Source organism: Paenibacillus sp. FSL L8-0470 (assembly GCF_038008625.1).
GTDB lineage: Bacteria > Bacillota > Bacilli > Paenibacillales > Paenibacillaceae > Paenibacillus_AQ.
The window spans coordinates 6,106,875-6,127,262 of record NZ_JBBOZM010000001.1 but is presented as its reverse complement, the minus strand read 5'-3'; the positions used below and the strand labels follow the sequence as shown (position 1 = coordinate 6,127,262).

20 protein-coding genes are annotated in these 20,388 nt (G+C 52.1%); 12 read left to right on the top strand and 8 right to left on the bottom strand.

Annotated features, from left to right (window positions below; translation table 11 throughout):
- Positions 1-18 precede the first annotated feature (18 nt).
- The 4 genes from NST99_RS27915 (at position 19) to NST99_RS27900 (ending at position 3,285) form a co-directional block, all read left to right on the top strand.
- Complete coding sequence (locus tag NST99_RS27915) at positions 19-714, top strand: ion channel (protein ID WP_341096043.1); 696 nt, start codon at positions 19-21, stop codon at positions 712-714.
- A 65-nt stretch (positions 715-779) separates the two neighbouring features.
- Positions 780-1,715 (top strand): metallophosphoesterase, encoded by a 936-nt coding sequence (locus NST99_RS27910; RefSeq protein ID WP_341096041.1) that lies wholly within the window; start codon positions 780-782, stop codon positions 1,713-1,715.
- A gap of 53 nt (positions 1,716-1,768) precedes the next feature.
- Complete coding sequence (locus NST99_RS27905; RefSeq protein ID WP_341096039.1) at positions 1,769-2,311, top strand: GNAT family N-acetyltransferase; 543 nt, start codon at positions 1,769-1,771, stop codon at positions 2,309-2,311.
- Positions 2,312-2,538: 227 nt separating this feature from the next.
- Positions 2,539-3,285 (top strand): NADPH-dependent oxidoreductase, encoded by a 747-nt coding sequence (locus NST99_RS27900; protein ID WP_341097776.1) that lies wholly within the window; start codon positions 2,539-2,541, stop codon positions 3,283-3,285.
- A gap of 91 nt (positions 3,286-3,376) precedes the next feature.
- Here NST99_RS27900 and NST99_RS27895 read toward each other — a convergent pair whose 3' ends face one another.
- The 3 genes from NST99_RS27895 to NST99_RS27885 form a co-directional block, all read right to left on the bottom strand.
- Entirely contained in the window at positions 3,377-4,189 is an 813-nt protein-coding gene (locus NST99_RS27895) for a histidinol-phosphatase (protein ID WP_341096037.1), read from the bottom strand.
- 100 nt (positions 4,190-4,289) lie between these two features.
- Positions 4,290-5,192: a LysR family transcriptional regulator gene (locus tag NST99_RS27890; RefSeq protein WP_340896738.1), complete on the bottom strand. Its 903-nt coding sequence runs from the start codon at positions 5,190-5,192 to the stop codon at positions 4,290-4,292.
- Positions 5,193-5,212: 20 nt separating this feature from the next.
- Positions 5,213-5,407: a hypothetical protein gene (locus tag NST99_RS27885; RefSeq protein ID WP_341096035.1), complete on the bottom strand. Its 195-nt coding sequence runs from the start codon at positions 5,405-5,407 to the stop codon at positions 5,213-5,215.
- A gap of 183 nt (positions 5,408-5,590) precedes the next feature.
- On the opposite strand from NST99_RS27885, the gene NST99_RS27880 reads away from it, so the two are divergent.
- From NST99_RS27880 to NST99_RS27860, 5 genes are all read left to right on the top strand, one after another.
- Positions 5,591-6,046: a chemotaxis protein CheX gene (locus NST99_RS27880; protein ID WP_341096034.1), complete on the top strand. Its 456-nt coding sequence runs from the start codon at positions 5,591-5,593 to the stop codon at positions 6,044-6,046.
- Positions 6,047-6,073: 27 nt separating this feature from the next.
- Entirely contained in the window at positions 6,074-6,850 is a 777-nt protein-coding gene (locus NST99_RS27875) for an SDR family NAD(P)-dependent oxidoreductase (RefSeq protein WP_341096032.1), read from the top strand.
- Positions 6,851-7,022: 172 nt separating this feature from the next.
- On the top strand, positions 7,023-8,510 hold the full coding sequence (locus tag NST99_RS27870) for a DEAD/DEAH box helicase (protein WP_341096030.1): 1,488 nt from the start codon (positions 7,023-7,025) through the stop codon (positions 8,508-8,510).
- Positions 8,507-9,253, top strand: a complete 747-nt coding sequence (locus NST99_RS27865) for an ABC transporter ATP-binding protein (protein ID WP_341096029.1) — start codon at positions 8,507-8,509, stop codon at positions 9,251-9,253. Before NST99_RS27870 ends, NST99_RS27865 begins: the two co-directional genes overlap by 4 nt.
- A 1-nt stretch (position 9,254) precedes the next feature.
- Positions 9,255-10,472, top strand: coding sequence for an ABC transporter permease (locus tag NST99_RS27860; RefSeq protein WP_341096028.1), 1,218 nt, complete (start codon positions 9,255-9,257; stop codon positions 10,470-10,472).
- 265 nt (positions 10,473-10,737) lie between these two features.
- Here the strand turns inward: NST99_RS27860 and NST99_RS27855 are convergent, their stop codons facing one another.
- The 4 genes from NST99_RS27855 to NST99_RS27840 all read right to left on the bottom strand — a co-directional run bounded on the left by NST99_RS27855 (position 10,738) and on the right by NST99_RS27840 (position 14,198).
- Positions 10,738-10,848: a hypothetical protein gene (locus tag NST99_RS27855; RefSeq protein WP_020429695.1), complete on the bottom strand. Its 111-nt coding sequence runs from the start codon at positions 10,846-10,848 to the stop codon at positions 10,738-10,740.
- Positions 10,849-11,000: 152 nt separating this feature from the next.
- Positions 11,001-12,302 (bottom strand): aminotransferase class I/II-fold pyridoxal phosphate-dependent enzyme, encoded by a 1,302-nt coding sequence (locus NST99_RS27850; RefSeq protein WP_341096027.1) that lies wholly within the window; start codon positions 12,300-12,302, stop codon positions 11,001-11,003.
- A 675-nt stretch (positions 12,303-12,977) separates the two neighbouring features.
- Complete coding sequence (locus tag NST99_RS27845) at positions 12,978-13,454, bottom strand: DUF1036 domain-containing protein (RefSeq protein WP_341096026.1); 477 nt, start codon at positions 13,452-13,454, stop codon at positions 12,978-12,980.
- Between the two features lie 129 nt (positions 13,455-13,583).
- Positions 13,584-14,198 (bottom strand): pyridoxamine 5'-phosphate oxidase family protein, encoded by a 615-nt coding sequence (locus tag NST99_RS27840; protein WP_341096025.1) that lies wholly within the window; start codon positions 14,196-14,198, stop codon positions 13,584-13,586.
- A gap of 138 nt (positions 14,199-14,336) precedes the next feature.
- Here NST99_RS27840 and pdxR point away from each other — a divergent pair, with 138 nt between their 5' ends.
- The 3 genes from pdxR (at position 14,337) to gpmA (ending at position 18,089) form a co-directional block, all read left to right on the top strand.
- A complete protein-coding gene (pdxR, locus tag NST99_RS27835; protein WP_341096023.1) occupies positions 14,337-15,896 on the top strand; it encodes a MocR-like pyridoxine biosynthesis transcription factor PdxR in 1,560 nt (519 codons plus the stop codon).
- A gap of 123 nt (positions 15,897-16,019) precedes the next feature.
- Positions 16,020-16,805: a helix-turn-helix domain-containing protein gene (locus tag NST99_RS27830; protein ID WP_038596047.1), complete on the top strand. Its 786-nt coding sequence runs from the start codon at positions 16,020-16,022 to the stop codon at positions 16,803-16,805.
- Between the two features lie 534 nt (positions 16,806-17,339).
- The gene (gpmA, locus tag NST99_RS27825; protein WP_038596044.1) at positions 17,340-18,089 is read left to right on the top strand and encodes a 2,3-diphosphoglycerate-dependent phosphoglycerate mutase; all 750 of its coding nucleotides are present in this window, start codon (positions 17,340-17,342) and stop codon (positions 18,087-18,089) included.
- 106 nt (positions 18,090-18,195) lie between these two features.
- Here gpmA and NST99_RS27820 read toward each other — a convergent pair whose 3' ends face one another.
- Positions 18,196-20,250, bottom strand: coding sequence for a methyl-accepting chemotaxis protein (locus tag NST99_RS27820; RefSeq protein WP_341096022.1), 2,055 nt, complete (start codon positions 20,248-20,250; stop codon positions 18,196-18,198).
- Positions 20,251-20,388: the final 138 nt, after the last annotated feature.

Genomic DNA, 20,388 nt, shown 5'->3' with positions numbered 1-20,388 from the left:
AACAGGAGTGTAATGGCTATGGCTTGGTGGGTATGGACCCTCAATATAGCAGTGATTATACTGCTGTCGTTTTGGTTTTTCCGGATGAAGCTGAGCTGGATGGGAAAAGGGGTTCTATTGGCCCCCGTTCTAATCTATGCGCTAATTTCGGTTGAGGATTTGCTGAACTGGATTGACCTGGGCTCCATCGTACCGGGCAACCGGGGATTAAGGGGACTGATTTTACTCTTTGCCCTGGCCTCGGTGCTTTTCTACATTCTGTTCATTTTTCATGAAATCAAGGAATCGAACAGCAAGGAAGTCAGGCTGCAGCAGACACTGGTCCGTATCAGTATTGCTGCTTTTACCTGCATTATTTTTTTTACAGTCGTATATACATCCATATATAAGCTATTTGGACAGTCCTCTTTTCAGGGCAAAGGAATAGGGGATGATCTGCTCAGCCAGCTGATTACCTTTCTATATTTCAGCGTGGCCACCTTTACGACTGTCGGCTATGGAGATGTGGCTCCGGTAGACAATACTTCGCGGCTCGTGGTCATCATGCAGATCAGCTTCAGCTTCATTACTGTAGCCTATGCCCTGTCCATGCTGGGCTTGTTCCGCAAGATTCTCGGCCCCGGTACGGAAGCAGAGGTTGAGGCGTCCATCGAGGTGAATATTGATGATGAAGTGGACAAAGCGGTAGAAGATGTAAAAGATGAGATCAAGTGAATTTAACAGTTAGCGGAGCGGATTGTATTGTATTTCAAGCTCCTGCAAGGAAGGAGGGTCTCCCTATGAATAAAAAAGCGTCCGGGGGTTCTCCCAATGATGGTCCACCTCTTGTTGCCGGCGGCGGTTACAACACTCCACTACCACCCGGGAAGGGCAGCGGCCGCAAAATTACCCGCCGCCAGTTCCTGACCCGCGGAGCGGCTACTATGTTTGGTGCCGCGCTGCTCGGCGGCGGATATGTGTGGCAGGGAGAACCCAACTGGCTTGATATCACGAGGCTGGAAATTCCGCTGAAGAATCTCCCTTCCGCGTTTGCCGGTACCCGGCTGGTTCATTTCAGTGATGTGCATCTGGGCTTCAACAAGGATGCTCATGATTTGGCCCGGCTGATTAAGCACATTGAGGCCGCAGAGCCGGATATCATTTGCTTTACCGGGGATATTGTAGACAGCTATGCAGAGGACCTGAAAGAATCCGTAGCGCTGCTCGCGGAACTTCATGCCCCGCTGGGGAAATATGCGATATTCGGCAACCATGATTATAAGAACACGGAATTGCTTGCGCAGCTGCTGCAGTCTGCCGGGTTCACATTGCTGAGGAATCAGTCATATCTTATCAAGCAAGGCGGTGCAGTGATGGCGGTTGCTGGCCTGGAAGACATGCTGCACAGCCGTCCCGATCCGGAAGCTGCACTCAAAGGCATCCCAAAGGGGACATGTACGGTGCTGATGATGCATGAGCCGGATTATGCTGACACGGCGGAAAATTATCCCTTCGATCTTCAGTTGTCGGGGCACAGCCATGGAGGGCAGATCCGTCTTCCTTTTGTTGGCGCAGCCTACACCCCATACGGGGCAGTTAAATACATAAGCGGACTGTATCATACAGAGAATAAAGCCATGCCGGTCTATGTTAACAGAGGCTTCGGCGAGACTTATATGCCGTTTCGCCTGTTATGCCGGCCGGAGCTTACTGTGATTACGCTGCGCCGGGCGTAAGTAGCAATATATTTGAAATTCCCAAATTAAGCTGCAAGGGAAGAGGAGTGCGAATGATCACTTACGAGTCTGCAGGATTCATGGCTCAGCAAGGAGCCGCAGTGGAACTCCGGACGATGTTGCCTGCCGAAGGTGACAGGCTTAAGATGCTGCTCTCTCACCCGGATGTGCAGCGCCACATTTTGCATCGCAGTACAGCGGGTTCACAGCCAGCCCATCTGGATCAACTGGTGAACCGTATGCTGTATCCCTACGATCCTTGCGCGCTGCATGTCGGGATCTATTGCAAAGATGCGCCGGAGCTGATCGGCACCGCCTCACTTCAGAGCTGGAACCGTCATGAAGGCAAAGCCGTACTAGGCTACATGCTCGATCCCGTATGGTGGGGGCAGGGCCTTGCTACAGAGGCCATTGGATTGTTGCTGGGCTACGGCATGCGGGAGCTTCGCTTGACCCATGTGGAGGGACGCTGCCGCGGTGATAACCTCAGGTCCGAACGGGTTATGCTCAAAAACGGTCTGACGCTGGAACGGATCATGCCAATGGCCGATGGCTCGGGCGATGTAATGAAAGTATTCACATTGTTACACAATTGAAATAATGCCGTTATCAAACTCTAACAGTGTCCGGTTAAACTAAGTACATGACCCCCTTTTGAAAATATAACTGCTGTTGGGACCCGATGATTCGGGTCCATTTTTTTTGTTCTGGTGCCAATCCATTGGGGAACCGGAAGCGGGGAGGGACTGGAAGCTCCCGCAGCTGTTAGTATATGATGGTTGTACAATTATAGAGATTTTAGGAGGATGTAATCTTGAATGAAGTGCTGAAGACATTAAACAATCACCGGTCTTTCCGGAAATACGCGCTGCAGCCTGTTGAGCCGGATAAGCTGCAGATGATTATTGAGGCCGCTCAATCGGCCCCATCCTGGGTGAACGGGCAGCAGGTCAGCATTATTGCTGTGCAGAATGAGCAGCGCAAGGCACAGCTTTCGGTCTTAAGCGGGAATCAGAAGCATGTGGCCGACGCCCCGGTATTTTTGATCTTCTGCATGGATTTTTACCGGGCCAAGCTGGCCGCCGAGCTGGAAGGGCAGCCCTTTGAGGCTGTGCACGATGTGGATGCGCTGCTGGTCGGTGCGGTGGATGTGGGAATCGCTTTGGAGAGTGCGGTTGCCGCTGCGGAATCCATGGGGCTGGGCATCATTCCTATCGGTGGAATCCGCCGCAATACTGGAGGCGTAATTGAATTGCTGGACTTGCCGGAGTATGTATTCCCGGTGGTCGGCTTATGCGTAGGATATCCTGCCGAGGAGCTGCCAAAGAAGCCGCGTCTTCCGCTGGGGGCGGTTTTTCACGAGGAGCGTTATAACCTTGATCAGAAGGGATTTATACAGGAGTACAATCAGGCGTACCGCGGGTATCTAAAAGCTCTTGAAATGACGGAGAGGGATTGGAGCGCTACGATCGCCCATTTCTACGCTCTTAATCCTCAGTATGGAGATGCGCAGCATACGCTGAAGAAGCAGGGGTTTACCTGTGATAATCTGCAGAAACCGGGAGAATAACAAAATGCACCGCAGCGTTAACGTAATGGATGTCATGCTGTCCATCGACCGTTGAGCACTGCGGTGCATTTTTTTGTAAAGTCACAGGGTGTCACTGCAGCGGAACTGTAATCTTCCCGCGCCGTTTGTAGTATACCCAGTGAGTGAACCCGATTTCTTTAAGGCGTGCAACCACAGCCTCCCGCTGGTCAGCAACCCGGGACGGCAGATGTGCATCAGAGCCAAAGGTGACTTCCACTCCGTAATGCAGTGCACGTGCCAGAATATCATCCGAGGGATACCAGCCGCCGCACAGCTTGGTGCATCCGGAGGTGTTGATCTCGATGGCGACGCCGCATTCGCCGATTACGCGCAGGCATTCGTCGGTTTCTGCAGGCGTAGAGATTTCCGCAAATTGCGGATAGTTTCCTTTCATGGCATCAATATGGCCAAGGATCTGAAACATGCCGGTACGCGCGGATTCGGAGATCAGCCGGTAGTATTCGGCTTTTGCCGCGGCTTTCTCCCGGCGGTCAAGTCCTTTCCAGCGCCCCTTATTAAAGATGCTTACACCCTTGACACTATGTACCGAGCCAATGATGTAATCAAAGGGATAAGCGGAAAGGGTTTGGCGGTAGAGTTCGGCATGTTCCGGGAAATAATCGGATTCAATACCGAGCAGCACATCAATTTTGCCTTCGTATTCTTTCTGCAGGGAGAGCACTTCTTCTACGTAATGGACAAGCTCCGATTTGGCCATGGCGATTTTGGGAAAGGCCTGCTCGGACGGACTGCCGAAATAAGGAGTGTGATCAGATATGCCGATGACGCCCAGACCGGCGTTGATGCCGGCTTCAATATAGTCCCTGATGCTTCCGTCGGCATGGCCACAGCGGAAATGGTGGGTGTGTAGGTCAAATTTCATGGATATATTTCTCCTTTAGGCCAAATTTTACGAAAACAGTTCATGAAGTATCGGACTTTGGGAACAGCTCCGACAGATGGATTCAAAGCTCTGCGAGGCTCTACTCCGAGCCGATAAATTGGGTTTCCGGCATGCCCTTTAGATCGCTTAAGAATTGCCTCATGGCCGAATTGACATATTTGCCGGACTTGGTAATGACACCTACGGGATGCGTGACCTCTAGTTCGATAATCGGCACGATTTTGAGTGTGCCGCTGCGGACCTCTGCTGTAACTGACTGTTTGGAGATAATGGCTGCGCCGAGATCAAGCTCGACCATCCGCTTAACCTCCTCGCTGCTGGTCAGCTCCATGATGACCTGCGGCTGGATGCCGTGTTTTGCGAACACCTCATCGGCGAATTTGCGGCCGACCGTGTCGGGAGACAGGAGGATGAGCGGTGTTTTACCCAGGGCTTCAATCCCGGCCGATTTGACCTGGGCCAAAGGATGCCTTGGGGAAACAACCAGTTCAAAAGTATCATAATACAGCACAGAAGTGGTCATGGCAGGACTCCGTCCAATCAGATAACCGATGCCGACATCGACCAGGCCGTTTTCGACATGCTGATAGATTTGTGATGAAGACATCGAGGAAATCGAAGTTTTGATATGCGGAAACTGGTCTTGAAAATAGGACAGGATACGCGGCAGGATTTGAATGGCAATGGAGGTGGTCGTTCCGAGAATAATATGCCCTTGGGGATTCTCATCAAGATCCGCAAGGCGCTGCTTAAGCTCTTCGACAATACTCACGATCTGCTCTGCATGCGTAAGGAACACTTTGCCTCTGTCCGTCAAGGTAACGGGCTGGTTACGGTCAACGAGCTGAGTCTTGAACTCTTCTTCCAGACTTTTGATTTGTGCCGAAACTGCAGGCTGGGTCAGGTTAAGCAACTCACCTGCCTTGCGGAAGCTCATCGTTTTGGAGATCGTAATCAGCGTTTCGAGCTGGCTGATGTTCATGGACTTGCCCCCCTTTTTGACTACCGGATAATGCTGCCGCTTCGCCCTGTAATGGGAACAACGGACGATTTTCCCGGGACGGCATAGCTGATTGGTGCCTGATCAATAAGACTTTTATAGGTGCTCGGGTCTCCGCAATAATGCAGGAATTCACTTCGGTCCATAGCCGGATTGAATGTGGATATGCAGTTATATCTTACGCCGGTTGTTGGCATTTGATTAAATTATAGGAGATTCCTTCCGGCAGAGCAATGTTGCCAGGCAAACTATCTTGTGATTTCCTTAGACACCCCCATTAATTTTTGGTGAATAATGCCGATATATGAAGTATAATTATAAATTATTGAATAGGACTTTCGGTATATGACTAAAGACTGGTAGAGGGGGGACACATCTTAATGAAAGCAGAAGTAATTAATCCGTTTTTAGAGTCTGCACGCATTGTAATTGAGCAGGTTATACAAGTCTCGCCATCCACCGGTAATCTGGGCATTAAGGATATTGAACTTATCGATAATCATATATGGATTCAAGTGGGTATGACGGGTCAATTAAGCGGAAATATTATCTTTGGGATTGCAGAGCAGGTTGCACTGAAAATGGTATCGGCCATGATGGGCGGTTACGTGATTACAGAGATGGACGAGATGGGGCAGAGCGCGATTTCGGAACTGGGCAACATGATCAGCGGAAATGCCAGTACGATTCTTTCCAACCAAGGTGTAACTGTGGATATTACTCCGCCCAAGCTAATGAAGAGTGAGGGTATGTCTGTACTGCCGCGCAGAGCACTGAGCATCCCGCTCTTGATGGAAGGCATCGGGGAACTTGATATCCAAGTGATGATCTCTTAGGCGGACAATTGGGAGCTGAAGATTTTCATGCAACTTAAAGACAAGATTGTTGTTATAACAGGGGCTTCAAGCGGGATCGGGGCGCTGACAGCGCAAATGCTCAGCAAGCGTGGGGCTGTCCCTATTCTTCTGGCCCGTTCGGAAGATAAACTGAAAGAAACGGCGGCCGGTATTCCGGGCGTTTTTGGACTGTACACCTGCGATGTCAGAGATGAGGCGGAAGTGAAGCGGACCTTTGGCGAAATTCTGGCGGTGTACGGCAGGATCGATATCCTGCTCAACAACGCCGGATACGGCAAATTCGCCGGTTTTACCGAGATGGAACCCCAGGAATTCGATGATATGATGGATGTAAACTATATGGGCATTGTACGTTGTACGAAGGCTGTAGTTCCGCATATGCTGCAGCGGGGAAGCGGGCAGATTGTTAATGTGGCTTCCATGGCCGGCAAGATTGGTACAGCCCGTGCCGTTGCTTACACAGCAACCAAACATGCGGTTCTCGGTTTCACGAATGCGCTTCGCCAGGAACTCCGGAAGAGCGGGATTATCGTTTCGGCGGTGAACCCGGGGCCGATTGCCACCGACTTTTTCAAAACGGCTGATCCATCAGGCAAATACGAGAAAAGTGTAGCCCGGATGATGATGACACCACAACATGTGTCCTCCAAGATCGTCAAGCTGATGGAGAAAGGCAAAGAGGAAGTAGACCTGCCCGGTCTGGCGGGCTTCGGCATCCGGCTGTATGCTTTGTTTCCACGGCTGGCGGATAAGCTGACCTATAACGTTATGAACAGAAAATAAAGGTTTCATCAGCGGGTGTCTGTCGTCATTCTGCAGGGCGGCAGTCATTTTTGCAGGTCTAGCCTGCGCTAATTACAGCTTATCCTTGCATAGACGGCCTTCCATTTGGTGGAGAGGCCTTTTTGGCATATAATGAAGATATTAACTTAAGCGAAAAGGATGAATTACAATTATGAATAAAGCTTCTTTTGCGGCCATCGGCATCCAGGAGGACCTTGTTGCCAGATTGTCGGAATTCGGCATTACTGATCCATCTCCGGTACAGGAGCAGACGATCCCGCTTCTGCTGGAGGGGAGGGATGTGCTGGCTGCTTCCCAGACAGGTACCGGCAAAACCTTGGCGTACCTGCTGCCGCTGATTCAAGGGATTAACCCGGAGCACCGGGTAGTCCAAAAGCTGGTGCTGGCACCAACCCAGGAGCTGGCGATGCAAATCCTCCGTGAGGCCGAGCGCTATGGGTCCCACCGGGGGATTAAGGCGATGGGCCTGATCGGCGGAGCGGCGATCAAACGCCAGATTGACAAGCTGCGCGAGCATCCCCAGCTCGTAGTGGGCACTCCTGGACGCGTACGGGAACTGATCGGCCTCCGCAAGCTGAAAATGCATGAGGTCAGCACGATCATCATCGATGAGGCGGACCAGATGTTCCAGCTCAGCGGAGCCGGTGAAGTGGCGAAGATCGTCAGCAGCGCGCTGCGCACGCGCCAATTGGTCATGCTGTCTGCAACCATCGGACCGGAGACCCAGGCGCTAGCTGCACGGGAGATGAAGAACCCGGCTGAGGTCGGCATTGATCCCGGAGTGATGACGGCACAGAGCCTTGAGCATCACTATGTGGTGGCTGAGGAACGGAACAAGATTGATATGCTGCGCCGGGTCATCCGCCATTACAACCCGCAGCGGGCGATAGTGTTCGTGAATGCTACCGAGGACATTGCCGAGGTGGAAGCAAAGCTGAACCATCTTGGGCTTACGGCGGCGGCGATCTATGGGGATGCGGATAAGGTGACACGCAGCAATGTGCTTACCCGGTTCCGTGACGGCAAGTTCCGTGTGCTGGTGGCGAGCGATGTGGCGGCCCGTGGCCTGGATATCGAGAATCTGACGCTGGTAGTGAGCTTTGATCCGGCGTTTGACTCGGAGCATTATGTGCACCGGGCAGGGCGTACGGGACGTATGGGACGCCGCGGACTGTCGGTCTCCATTGTAACGGAGCAGCAGACGTTCATTATGCGCAAATTCGCCCGAGAGCTGAATATCACGCTTGAGGAGAAGGAAATGGTCGCCGGCAAGGTTATGGCGGCTGATGAAGCCCGCAGCCCGCTGGGCGGCGGCGAACGCGGGCGCGGGGAAAGTGCCACCCCGCGCAAGGAAGGCGCCGCACCGCGCAGCGGCAAGCCGCCTGTACGGACATCGGCTGTGCAGGCCGATGCGGCCATCAAACCGGCCTTGCCGCGGCAGGGCCAGGCGGGAACTGCCGCAGGCGGAGAAATGCGGCGCGAAGGGCACCACGGTACGGGCCCGGCTGCAGGCGGGCGCGGCGGTTCAGCTCCTGCGGGTAAACCGCGCAGCAGCAGTGCGGAACGTGAGAAGAACCGCAAGAACAAGGGAGCCCCGAAATGGCTCAAGAACAAAACCCCGAGAGGTGACGGTCAATGAATACAGCCCCCGTACTCGAGATTACGGGCTTAAGTGGTGGGTATAGCCTGAACAAGCCGGTGCTTCATGATATCGGCCTTCAGGTGCAGCCCGGTGAAATGGTTGGACTGATCGGTTTGAACGGAGCCGGAAAAAGTACGACAATGAAACATATCCTCGGCCTGATGTCGCCCCATAAAGGTGAAATTACCGTGAAGGGCAAAACCCGCAGTGCTGACCCGGAGGGGTATCACAGCGCATTGTCATTTGTGCCGGAATCTCCTCTGCTTTACGAGGAAATGACGGTCCGCGAGCATGTTGAATTCACTGCCAGAGCCTACAGCGTGGAGCGCAGCGACTATGAATCCCGCAGCGGGCAGCTGGCCGCACTCTTTAATATGGAGGACAAGATGGATACATTGTCCTCCCATTTATCCAAAGGCATGAAGCAGAAAGTGATGATTATGTGCGCTTTCGTGGCACGTCCGGCACTGTATGTCATTGATGAGCCCTTTCTTGGCCTGGATCCGCTGGGCATCCGCTCTCTGCTCGACTTCATGCTGGATTTGAAAAAAACGGGGGCGTCGATCCTGCTGAGCTCCCATATCCTTTCCACAATCGAGAACTACTGCGACCGCTTTATCGTGCTGCACCGCGGCAAGGTTATTGCCGAAGGCACGCTTGCAGAGATGACCGCAGCTGCAGGGCTGCAGGGCTTGAACTTGGAGCAGCTGTTCTACGAATTGGTTCAGGGAGGGAAATGATATGGATTTAAAGGAGCTGCGCCGGCAGCGGCGCAGCCGGTTTATGGGAAGCATGCTGCCTTATGTGGGGTATGTCATTAAGAGCGGTGTAGCGATGCTCTTGCTTCTGCTGCTGATTGTCTTCTCGGCCTGGTATACTTCGCTGCTTCGGGATACTCCGTCAGGGATTCCGATCCGCTGGGTTATGCTGGTCCTGCTGCTGCCTGCGGCAGTGCACAGCAGCTTCCGGACGTATCTGCAGAGTCCGGATACTATATTTCTGCTTCCGCAGGGACACCGGATGAAGGAATATTTTGCCCGTAGCTGGGTAAGCGGTAATGTGTGGAAAATTGTGCGCCTGCTGTTTGTACTGATCACCGTCTGGCCCTTGTACATACGTACGGATGAATCGCCTAGGAGTCTATTTGCTACCGTCCTCATTCTGATTCTGGTGAAATTGCTGTCCAGCTACGGGCTATGGCGGGAAACCGCAATGATATCCCGCCCGGCCGCAGCGGCCTACAACCTGCTGCGCTGGGCAGTAGGCGGATTAATGATTGCGGCATGGCTGTGGCAGCCGTCTCTCCGGGCCCTGATCTTCATATTGATCCTGGCGGCGGCATATTTGGCTGCATGCTCTGTTCCCGGACGGCATTCCGTTCCCTGGGAGCGTCTGATTGCCATGGAGAAGAACCAGGGGTCGAGGGCCTTGATGATTCTCGGCTGGTTCGTGGATGTGCCGGGACGTGAGCAGCGGGTATACGCCCGGCGTTACCTGTCACGCTGGGGGAGCGGTATCGAATGGCGGAGTAACGCTGCTTACCGCTTCCTGCTGACCAAAAGCTTTGCCCGGGGCGATGTCTTCGCCATTGTGATGCGGATCGCTGTCCTGGCGTTGCTGCTGGTCTGGTGGAATCGCGGCAGCTATGTGGGAAGCGGCATTTACTTGTTCTTCCTGTTCATCATGGGCATTCAGCTGTCGGCTTTGCGCAAGCTGCATAGCGAGTCGTTCTGGCTGTCGGTGTATCCTCTGCCAGAGGGCAGCAAGGGTGAAAGCACGAACCAGTTCATCTTCCGCGCCCTTTTGCTGCTAGCCTTGCTGACCGGCCTGCCATTTCTGGCCACAGCGGGTGAACGTCCGCTGCCTGTTCTAGGCACCTTCCTTGCCGGAGTGCTATTGGCCTACGTGTTCAAGGAATACTTGAAGCGCAAAGAGGCCGCGGTGGACGAGGATTTCTAACTTTTGGTGAGACCCGAGTGGAATGCCGGCAGGCCTGTATTCTGCTCCAAGCACAAAGACGCCTTGATAAGAGCGGATGCTCCCGTCAAGGCGTCTTTGTTTATATGTTTCACGCTATAAATTATCCTTCTATTTCTCGCTGAAACGGATACCGTCCTTTTGAGGACGGCAAAGCCGTTTCCACTTGTGATTAGCAGAATAGGGAATGCTGCCACGCGGGAACGGGAGAGAGCCCGAGGCTCCCTCCCGGGAGAGTCATTCCCGGTTAGACAAAGAGTGAACGGCTGATGATAACCAGCAGGATAAAAAGAACTAAAATTGCACCTGTGCTGGTAAATCCAGGGTATCCGTATCCGCCTCTTACTTCTTCGCTCATGTTCATTCCCCTTTCGAATGTGTTTGCTGTACTTGAGTACATCGTATTGTATGTGCGGATAGATTAACGTGTATAGGCCAATGTCGCAGGGAAAGCCAAAAAAAATCAGCTCCGGGTACCCGGAGCTGATTTCGAGATCAATGGTTTTGGGGTCAGGCTTTTTCCAAATCGCGGATTCCCGCATAAACCAGGTCGAACAAATCTTCAAGCTGCTCCTCTTCAATACAGGAGAAGGCGATGCGCAGATCGGTTTCGCCCAGGGCGATTGTGCCCAGGCCATAATTGTGGATCAGATGCAGCCGCAGGTCTTCAGCTGATACAGTGTGCAGCTTCAGACACATAAAGTAGCCGGAGTTGAAAGGATAATACGTCCATACGTCATCGCCGTATTTCCCGCTGTCCAGCAGCGCCTTCACTTTGTTGGCACGGCCTTTCATGATCTGGAACTTTTCTTCCTTCTGTTCGGCGAACTGCGGGGCCTTCAGTGCATCCAGCACAAACGTCTGAGACGGGTGTGCACCGCTGGAAATAGTGGCGCGGATAATGCCGAGCGTTTTCTGTTCCAGTGCTGCAAGCAGCTCCTTGTTCTCGGAAGCGTAAGTGATGAAGCCGACGCGGAAGCCCCAGACAAATTCCTCTTTGGTGGCCCCGTCAATCTTGACGGCCAGCACGCGCGGATGGAGATTGGCCAGACGGCCGAACAACGATTCCTTGAGAGAATCCTCGAAGAAAAGTCCGAAATACGCGTCATCGCTGACGACTACGACATTGATGCCTTCCTCGGCAGCGCGCAGAATCGCGGCAACGATGGCTTCTCCTTCTTTTAGGCCGGGAGTATAGCCTGTAGGGTTATTAGGGAAGTTGAGCAGGACAATAGCTTTGCCGCGTCCCTTCTGGGCGAGCAGCGCTTCCAGCAGTCCTTCACTATTGAATTTCATATCTTCAGTGAAAAGCGGATAGTTGACGATTTCGCTGAGCCGGCGGATGCCGAAGGTCAGCTCGTAATTCTCCCAGTTCTTGTCCGGATAGATGATGGCATCGCCTTGTTCTGCGAACAGATCGGCAACTATGCTGAGCCCGTGCGTCAGGGCATTGGTAACGATAGGGTTGCCGAAGGATTTGTCTTCGAGCGATGGATTTTCACGGAGCATTTTTTCCCGCCATACAGTTCGCAGCTCTGGTTTGCCTGCAGGAGGAGCATAGCCGTACAAGTCTTTGGGACTGTAAGCAGAGAGCTTATCCTGAATGACACCAAGGTGCATAGGCATGCCATTCTCGGTAGCAATACCGATGGTTGCATTGTATTTCTTGGCGTGAGCTGTTGCTTCTGCGGATTGGCTCAGGATGCCCTCTTTAGGAAAATAGATCGCCTTGCCAAGATCGGAGAGCATATCGTACACATGTTCATTGCCTGCCTTGATGCTTTCGTTTAATTGTCCAGCCAGTGGATTCATCAGTTTCATCCTTCCGGTATTCTTCTGGGATATATACGTTAACATTGCCTAACATTATATCACCGTGATTCCCTGCCGTCACTGATGAAATTGACGCCTGACATCCTTCTGGGCAAGAAACAGAAATCACCGGGGAAACAGCAGAATCCGGTTCTTCCCAGCCAGCCTCTCTTCAAACTGGAAGATCTCTGGGGAAGCAGCGGATTTAGTAATGAAAGTAGGGTAAAGTAGGGCCCCTAAAAGCCCGCAGCGGGTTCGTTTACTCGAGGGACGGACTCAGGAGACTCTATGGAGAGTAGAAACCCTGTTTATTCTCTTTTGCGGACCCAGACGGCCTTATCTGCTCTGCATTCTATCTAAAGGCGGCCATCAGGGGAAAATAACTGCGCTGGAGTCCGTTTTCCTGCTTTAACAGGCTAAAAGCTCAAAATAGGTGCAACTCGGTCCGTTTGTACTCAGATCAAGGAATACACTTCCCGGACGCACACACGTCTTCGGAAGAAGAGCGAAGTCTCTGAAACACCGAGACATATGCCTCCGCCGAAAAAACTGCCTATTAGCGAAATGCCTTTCTCCGCCTGTGATCAGAAAATGGTATTGTACCCATGATTCCTTGGGTATACAGCAGTAGGTTTTGGCGGGAAAGCGGTTCGAAGACATGTCCTAGTTCAACTTTTAAAGTTTCTTGCGGTTAACCGGTTTAGGTGCTTTTTTTACGAGTTTGGTCGGTAATGCCGTCAGGACATTTTTTCGCTTAGCTTTTCTTAGGGTGCTGCTTGTAATAAGGTTGATTGTAAAGTTAACAACGCCCTCTTCTATATTAATTCTTCTAAATCTGAGTCTTCTGCAATTAGCGCATAAGCTTCCGGGTACATCCCGGCTCCAACATCCATTGTGGCCATTATTAGGAACATCTATAGGAAAACTACCTGACCATACAAGAGTTCTTGACACATTCTCAGCATAATAATAAAATGTGCTCCCCCCTACCCTACCACTAACAACTCGTCTCGTTTGACCAGGCTCCAAACGATACCAGGCAGCCAATATACCTCTCTCTCCTATTATGGGTATCCCGCATCTATTCATATCGGGAAAATAAATCGCCACACGCAGAGCAGAATTGGTGCTATTGTGAAAAAAAAGACTCATTTTTCTCCCTCCTCCTCTTAATGGCTGTACCACAATCCACTATATGCAAAAGATTGCTGACGGGAGTGGACAAAGATGAAGGAGTATTTTCATATAAAAATAGCTCTTAAGAAATTTCGATTACTTAAGTCAGCTATGGTGGGGGCAGTATTTTTTCATCATTTCTATCGTTTCAGCATCGCGTTCTCCGTTTCTCTCCGCCAGACCCCGGGTGATGCCGGCCCGTTCCTCTTCTTTCAGATTCTGTCCAAACTTAAATTTGGCTGTCAGCTCATCCGGAACAATTCGTACGACCGCAACACCCTTCAGCCGCGAGCGGTATTTCGGATCTTCGGCATCAATAGGATCAAAGCCGCCCTCGGGCTGCAGCTTGTTCATAAACCGGGACAATACAGCAGCCTTCTCGGCGGACGCCTCCACAAGTTCTGCCACTCCATAAGCAGTTACGCTTTTAAAATAGGCCGTGGCAGGGCAAGCGAGATGGGGATCGCTGAAATAAGAGGGGATTAGCGCGTATTCGTCGGCAACGGTAAAGCAGACCCGCGCCTGCTGGCGGATGCTCTCCATTTTGCCTCCGGCATGACTGCCGTGGAAATAGAAGCAGCCCTCCATATAGACGAAATTCAGCGGAGTGACCCGCGGCTGTCCCTGTTCATCGCTTGTACCGAGAAAACCAAAGCTCATTTCTTGCAAAAATTGGGCCACTTCTTCTTCCTGCTCTATCTTAAATTCTTTTCTGCGCATAATACACGTCCTTTTCATCATAGTGGCGGAGTACTTACCTTGAGTAATTGTTTACTTAGAATAGTTGATAAATTGACAATGAAAAAGGACCGGTTTAGAGTTATTTTATTAGTCCACTTTTGAGGAAAGGGTGGGGAGATGAATTTCACACTGCCATATGACCAGTACCTGGCCATCCACCGTTATAAATATCTGGCGTTATATCATGCGCTCCGGGCAGCGATCCTGGAGGGGATACTTCCCGGGGGGACAAGGCTGCCGTCAACAAGACGGCTTGCCGAGCTGTATCTTGTGTCGCGCGGTTCAGCATCACAGGTATATGACATGCTGCTGGCTGACGGTTACATCAAGACTGAGAAGGGCCGGGGTACCTTTGTTTCAGATGACAGCTTTTTTCCTGCTGCCGGGGGAGAGCCGGTATACAGGGAGGATTCAACCGATCATCAGGTGGTTGATTCACCAAGGGCCGGTGCTGGATTCAATCCGGCCGGTGAGGAAATTCGCACACCTGATCGGGAATTCCTTGAACCTGGAGCGGTCCCGCTTTCCTCTTGGGGTGAGCGCCTGATGGATCGCCAAGTTTCCATCTACGGGCAGGCTGGTGAAGATGCCATCAGCTTTCGCAGCAGTGGCATGCGGATCGAGCATTTTCCTTACGGCGAGTGGCGGAGCGCACTGAATTATGCCGGAGGCAAGGGAGGCGGGATGCTGGAGGGCTATTGTCCGCCGCAAGGGGAGGAGAGCCTGCGGCGGGCAATAGCTGCCCATTTGCGGATTACCCGGGGAATCCGAGCCGATGCGGAGCAGATCGTGCTGTTCAGCGGCTCGATGCAGGGCATTGTACTTCTGGTGCAGCTGCTGCTGGAACCGGGGGAAACTGCCGTTGTGGAAGATCCCGGATTTCATGGCATCCGCCGGGCAGTGGAGATTGGCGGCGGTAAGCTGCTGCCGGGACGGGTTGACGAGAGCGGGCTTGTGCCCGAGGATTGGGCAGCCCGGCTGCTGTTTGTGACGCCGAGCCGCCAATTTCCCACCGGAGCGGTACTGCCGCTCGACCGGCGGCGCAGCTTACTGGAATGGGCCCGGCGGCAGGAGGCGGTCATTGTCGAGGATGATTATGACAGCGAGTTCCGCTGGGGCGGCCGGCCGATTGAACCGCTGAAGGCGCTCGACCGGGAGGACCGGGTGGTGTATATCGGCTCCTTCTCTAACAGCGTGTTCTCCGGGCTACGGCTCGGGTTCGCCGTGCTGCCGCCTTCGCTGGTGGGTCCTGTGACAGCGGCCAAGGCGCTATATGAACCGCTTCCAGGCGCACAGCTTGAGCAGCGGGCGTTGGCCCGGTTCATGAGCACTGGCGGATACAGCCGCCATCTGCGGCGGATGACGCGCATATACGGGGAGCGTGCCCGCATGTTCCGTGCGCTTCTGAATGAGCGGCTCGGAATGCTCTTTCAGCCGTTGCCCGGCGATTCCGGCCTGCATATTTATGCCCGGTGGCTGCGCTCGGAACAGGAGTATTCCGCCTTCCGTGAAGCGGCTTTGCAGCGAGGCGCAGACTTCCGCGACGTTGCACTGTACCGGATAGGCCCGGGGAGTCCGGCGGCTTGCTTTTCTTTTTCCCATCTCGATGCTGAGGCACTGGAAGAAGGGGTGAACCGCCTGCTTCTGGCCTGGAAGGATGTGCAAAAATACACGTGACAAGGTATTATAAGAGTAAGGAAAATGTATGCTTTCAAAACTTAAGCATATGCTTTCGAAGCGATTTTTTGTCGAAGCTAATTCAGTGAGGTAACGCTCACAAAAAATTTAGGAGGAAATATTATGCTGCATGCATCGCCGTCCTCTTTTGTGATCCTGCCTGCTCTGGCGAAAATTGTCTGCGAACCGGGCTGGAAGTGGCAAAAAAGAGAGAAGCCGCTGCAAAATTATGATCTGTTCTATGTCTGGAGCGGAGAAGGTACGGTTGTGCGCAGCGGAGTGCCTTTCAAGGTAGGAAAGGGAAGCTGCTTCCTGTTCCGTCCGGGCGACTTTACGTATGCGACCCATAATCCGCAAAAGCCGCTAGTGCTTACATACATTCATTTTGACGTAACCGAAGAGGTCACGGATATTCCCCAGCCTTATCGTGAATTGACCGAAACAGTGGAATTCGAGCACCTGCTCGCCCGTTATGTCCGCCTGTTCCTGGTGAAGACCTACGCTGCAGAAGAGGAGGGGCGGCTGATCTTGAAGCAGCTGATGATTCATCTGCTGCGCGAGGACCGGGTGATGCCGGTAGAGCGGCATGTCAGCAATCAGCTGGCTGAGGTCATCCACGAGGTGGCCAACTACGTCAGCCAGCATCCCGGAGCGGCGCACCGGGTAGAGGATCTGGCAGCCCGGGCAGGGCTGTCGCCACGGTATTTTTCGATCAAATTCAAAGAGATTACAGGTTCCTCGGTCCAGTCCTATGTCATCCGTGCCCGGATTGAGCGGGCCCAGCACCTGCTGCTATATGCCGGGATGAATGTCACCGAGGTAGCCGATGCACTGGGCTATCGCGATATTTTCTTTTTCAGCCGCCAGTTCAAGCAGCATACGGGGAAAAGTCCGTCTGAAATCCGCTGATTCTTCCTTTTGTTTCAGCTTTTTGCTGCAAGGGTAAATACGTTGCAACTTAGTATGCGAGGATTTACATAGCAGCTTGGAAGGGAGAACATAACTGATGTTTAGAGGACGCAGAATATGCAATAGTGAATGTAAAGGTGGAGGCGCCGGGGTTTTTTGAAACCCTGGAGACGCTTGAAGCAGAATAACATGGCAGCTACAGACTGTTGGTTCTGACAACAAGGGCAGTATCAAATACAAGCGGAGAACCGGGGCCTTGCGGCGTCCGGTTTTTTGAATGGTTCATGGTTCATAGACTGGCATGTAGAAGAAAAGGGTCCAGCGGATTCTTTCTGAATAGAAGATACAGGGCGCTGTTTTGCGGTACTGGGGTGTATTCTTCTATCTCTGCAGGGGGCATAAGGATAAAGGGATTTTTGTATGAGCGTACAATTGTTCAGCCCAACCCTGAGAAAGCATCGGTGAGCCGCTGAATTCATATACTGAGCAGCAGAAAAAATGACCAAACCAATGGCTTAAGGAAGGAGAAAGAATATGTATGAAATCGTATTGATACGGCATGGGGAGAGCGAGTACAACCGTCAGAATTTATTCACAGGCTGGAGCGATCCCGATCTGACGGAAAAGGGAATAGAAGAGGCCAAAGCGGCCGGGAAGCTGTTGAAGGAAGCAGGCTATACGTTCGATCTGGCCTTCGCTTCTGTACTGAAACGTTCGATCAAGACACTTAATTATGTGCTGGAGGAAATGGATCTGCTGTGGATTCCCGTACAGAAATCATGGAAGCTGAATGAGCGCCATTATGGTGCGCTGCAGGGGCTGAGCAAGAGTGAGACTGCGGTCAAGTATGGTGAAGAGCAGCTTCATATCTGGCGGCGCAGCCTGTCGGTCCGTCCGCCGCTGCTGGAGCCGGATGACCCGCGTTATGCCAGAAACGATATCCGCTACAAGGAGGTGCGCTCCGGGGATATCCCGCGCGGCGAGAGCCTGGAGGATACCGTTCACCGCGTCGGCGATTTCTGGGGCAAGCGGATTGTGCCGCTGATCCGCAAGAAAGAGCGGGTGCTGATCTCGGCACATGGCAACACCCTGCGGGCGCTGATCAAATTTATGGAGGACATTGACGAGACAGCGCTGCTCGACCTTAATGTTCCGACCGGTGTTCCGCTGGTCTATAAGCTGGATGACGATGTGAAGCCGATCAGCCGCTTCTATCTCGGCGTGCCCGAAGAGGTGCAGGCCAAAGCCCGTGAGGTGGCTAACCAGAGCAAGGTAACGGAGTAGCGGTATCCGGGCGTTGTCTAAACGAAATCATCCATGAAACCCGAAAGCAGCAGGTCCCTGTAACAGCGACCTGCTGCTTTTGCTGCTTTCTGATGAAGATGTAATGCTATTCCAACTTGAATTTGGAGGCGGCCTCCGCCAGGCTTTTGGTTAACCCGTCAATGGTTTCTACCATATCGGCTAAACGGTGAACCATGGAAGATTGCTCATGCATTGTTGCTGTGACCTCTTCAACCGAAGCCGAAACCTGCTCACCCGATGCCGACAGATTCTGCGTGGATTCCAGCATTTCGTCCTTGTCATGCTGCATAAGGGCAATGTCATCAGCCATGCTCTTAATCTGTTCGGTGATATCCGTAATATTCTGGTGAATGGCATGGAAGGCCTGCCGGGTTCTGCCTACATACTCGTCCTGCTGTGTAGAAATATCCTTAATCTGCTGCACGCTCTGATGGTTTTCCTGTACGAAAGCCAGGTTCTGCCCGATGATCCCGTTGATTTCACTGGACTGGATGGAGCTCTGTTCAGCCAGCTTGCGGATTTCAGTGGCAACTACGGCAAATCCCCGTCCATATTCCCCGGCCCTTGCCGCCTCGATAGAGGCGTTCAGTGCAAGCAGATTTGTCTGCTTGGCGATATTGCTGATCGCTCCGGTGATCTGGCCGATACTGCTCGAGCTTTCCTGCAGCTTCAGGGTAATCGCAGAGATTTTCTGTACTTCCTCATCGTTTTGCTCGCTGATATTGGACAGCTCTTCTACAACCTGATTGCTGCTGTGGAAGACTTCAATAATTTCATCGGCCCGCTCTTTGACGGATTGGGCTTTTTCATTCATGGAGACGAATTTCTCGCCGAAGCTGAGGAATTTATCCACAATCGTCTCGGTATCATGCGCCTGCGACTCTATGGCTGTGGCAATTTCTGCAGTGGTTACCGTTGTCTCGCCGATCGATTTGGCTGTCTGCTTGGAGGACTCGTCCAGATCCTTGGTGCTTGAATTAAGCACGGAAATGGAGGTGTTCATATTCGTAATCAGCAATTTGTTCTGCTGAGCCATCGTATTAAAGCTGTCGGCAAGCTCCTTGAATTCACTATTATATTTTCCCGTGGCAGTAACCTGCAGGTCGCCTGAGGCCAGCTGTCTGAACAATTTGCTCAGCTGCACAATCGGCCGTGTGATCGATCTGGATACTATCAGGCCTATCGCAGTAACGAGCAGCACGGCCAATATGGAAATGGCGACAATCTGCTTAAGCATGGACATAATCGGCATTTTGATATCCTCGTAAGAATCAATGACCGATACTATCCAGTCGGCATCTGGAATCTTGTTGTACCGGAGATATTCTGTTCCGAGATCACTTTCTCCGGTGAGGATATCGTCTTTCGCCTGCAGGTTAAGCAGAGCTTCGGTACCTTCAGGTTTTAATCCTATTCTTTTCTCATCCTTCGAATTGTACAGCACGATTCCGCTCCGGCTCAGAATTTCAATCTGGCCGTGGCCGTTAATTTGAATTTTTCCTAATTTATCTATAAAAAATTCGGAGCTCATGTTGGATGAATACACGCCGATTACCTTGCCGTTTAAATCCTTAATCGGCCGGGAAAAAGCTATAATCAACTGGCCTGTGCTTTGGGATATCGTGGCATCGCTGATAAAAGCCTCGCCTTTTATGGATTTCTGGAAATATTCCCTGTCTGAGCGTGATTCGCCGACGGTCTCTTTATTGCTTCCGGCAACAATGGTCCCTTTGGCATCAAGGACGACCATGGATTGGCTGCCCCTTGTGTTCTTCAGGATTGTAGCAAGCTTCTCATTGGAGGCACTGTAATAAGGGTTCTTCCCGGAAAAGAACTCGGTTTCGGACAACGTTCCCTCCTCCCGCAGATTCAACAGCGCGCGGAACAATTCCTGCGATGAAATCAGGTAAGAGGCCTCCTTCTGCAGCTGCACGGCAGTCCATAAGCCTTCCCCGATCCGGTCAGAGTTGGCGGTAATCTCGTCTTTACTTTTTTTGAGCAGCAGTTCCGAGCCCAAGCTGTACACTGACACGGATATAGCCAGCACACTGGCGATTACCAGCAGGGTAATCAGCCCGGGAAGCTTGATCCTTAAAGATAAGTTAGTGAATTTGCCGAGCCGGTCTTTCGATTTGTTCATGTAAAAGTTCCCCCTGATGTATGTATGGTCCTACATGTATATCGGAGGGATCATGTTGATAATCAAGAGGAAACATCAGCCAAAGGCTTGAAATTAGTAATAAATATAAGAACTATGAAAAAGGGTACTCCGGCCTGT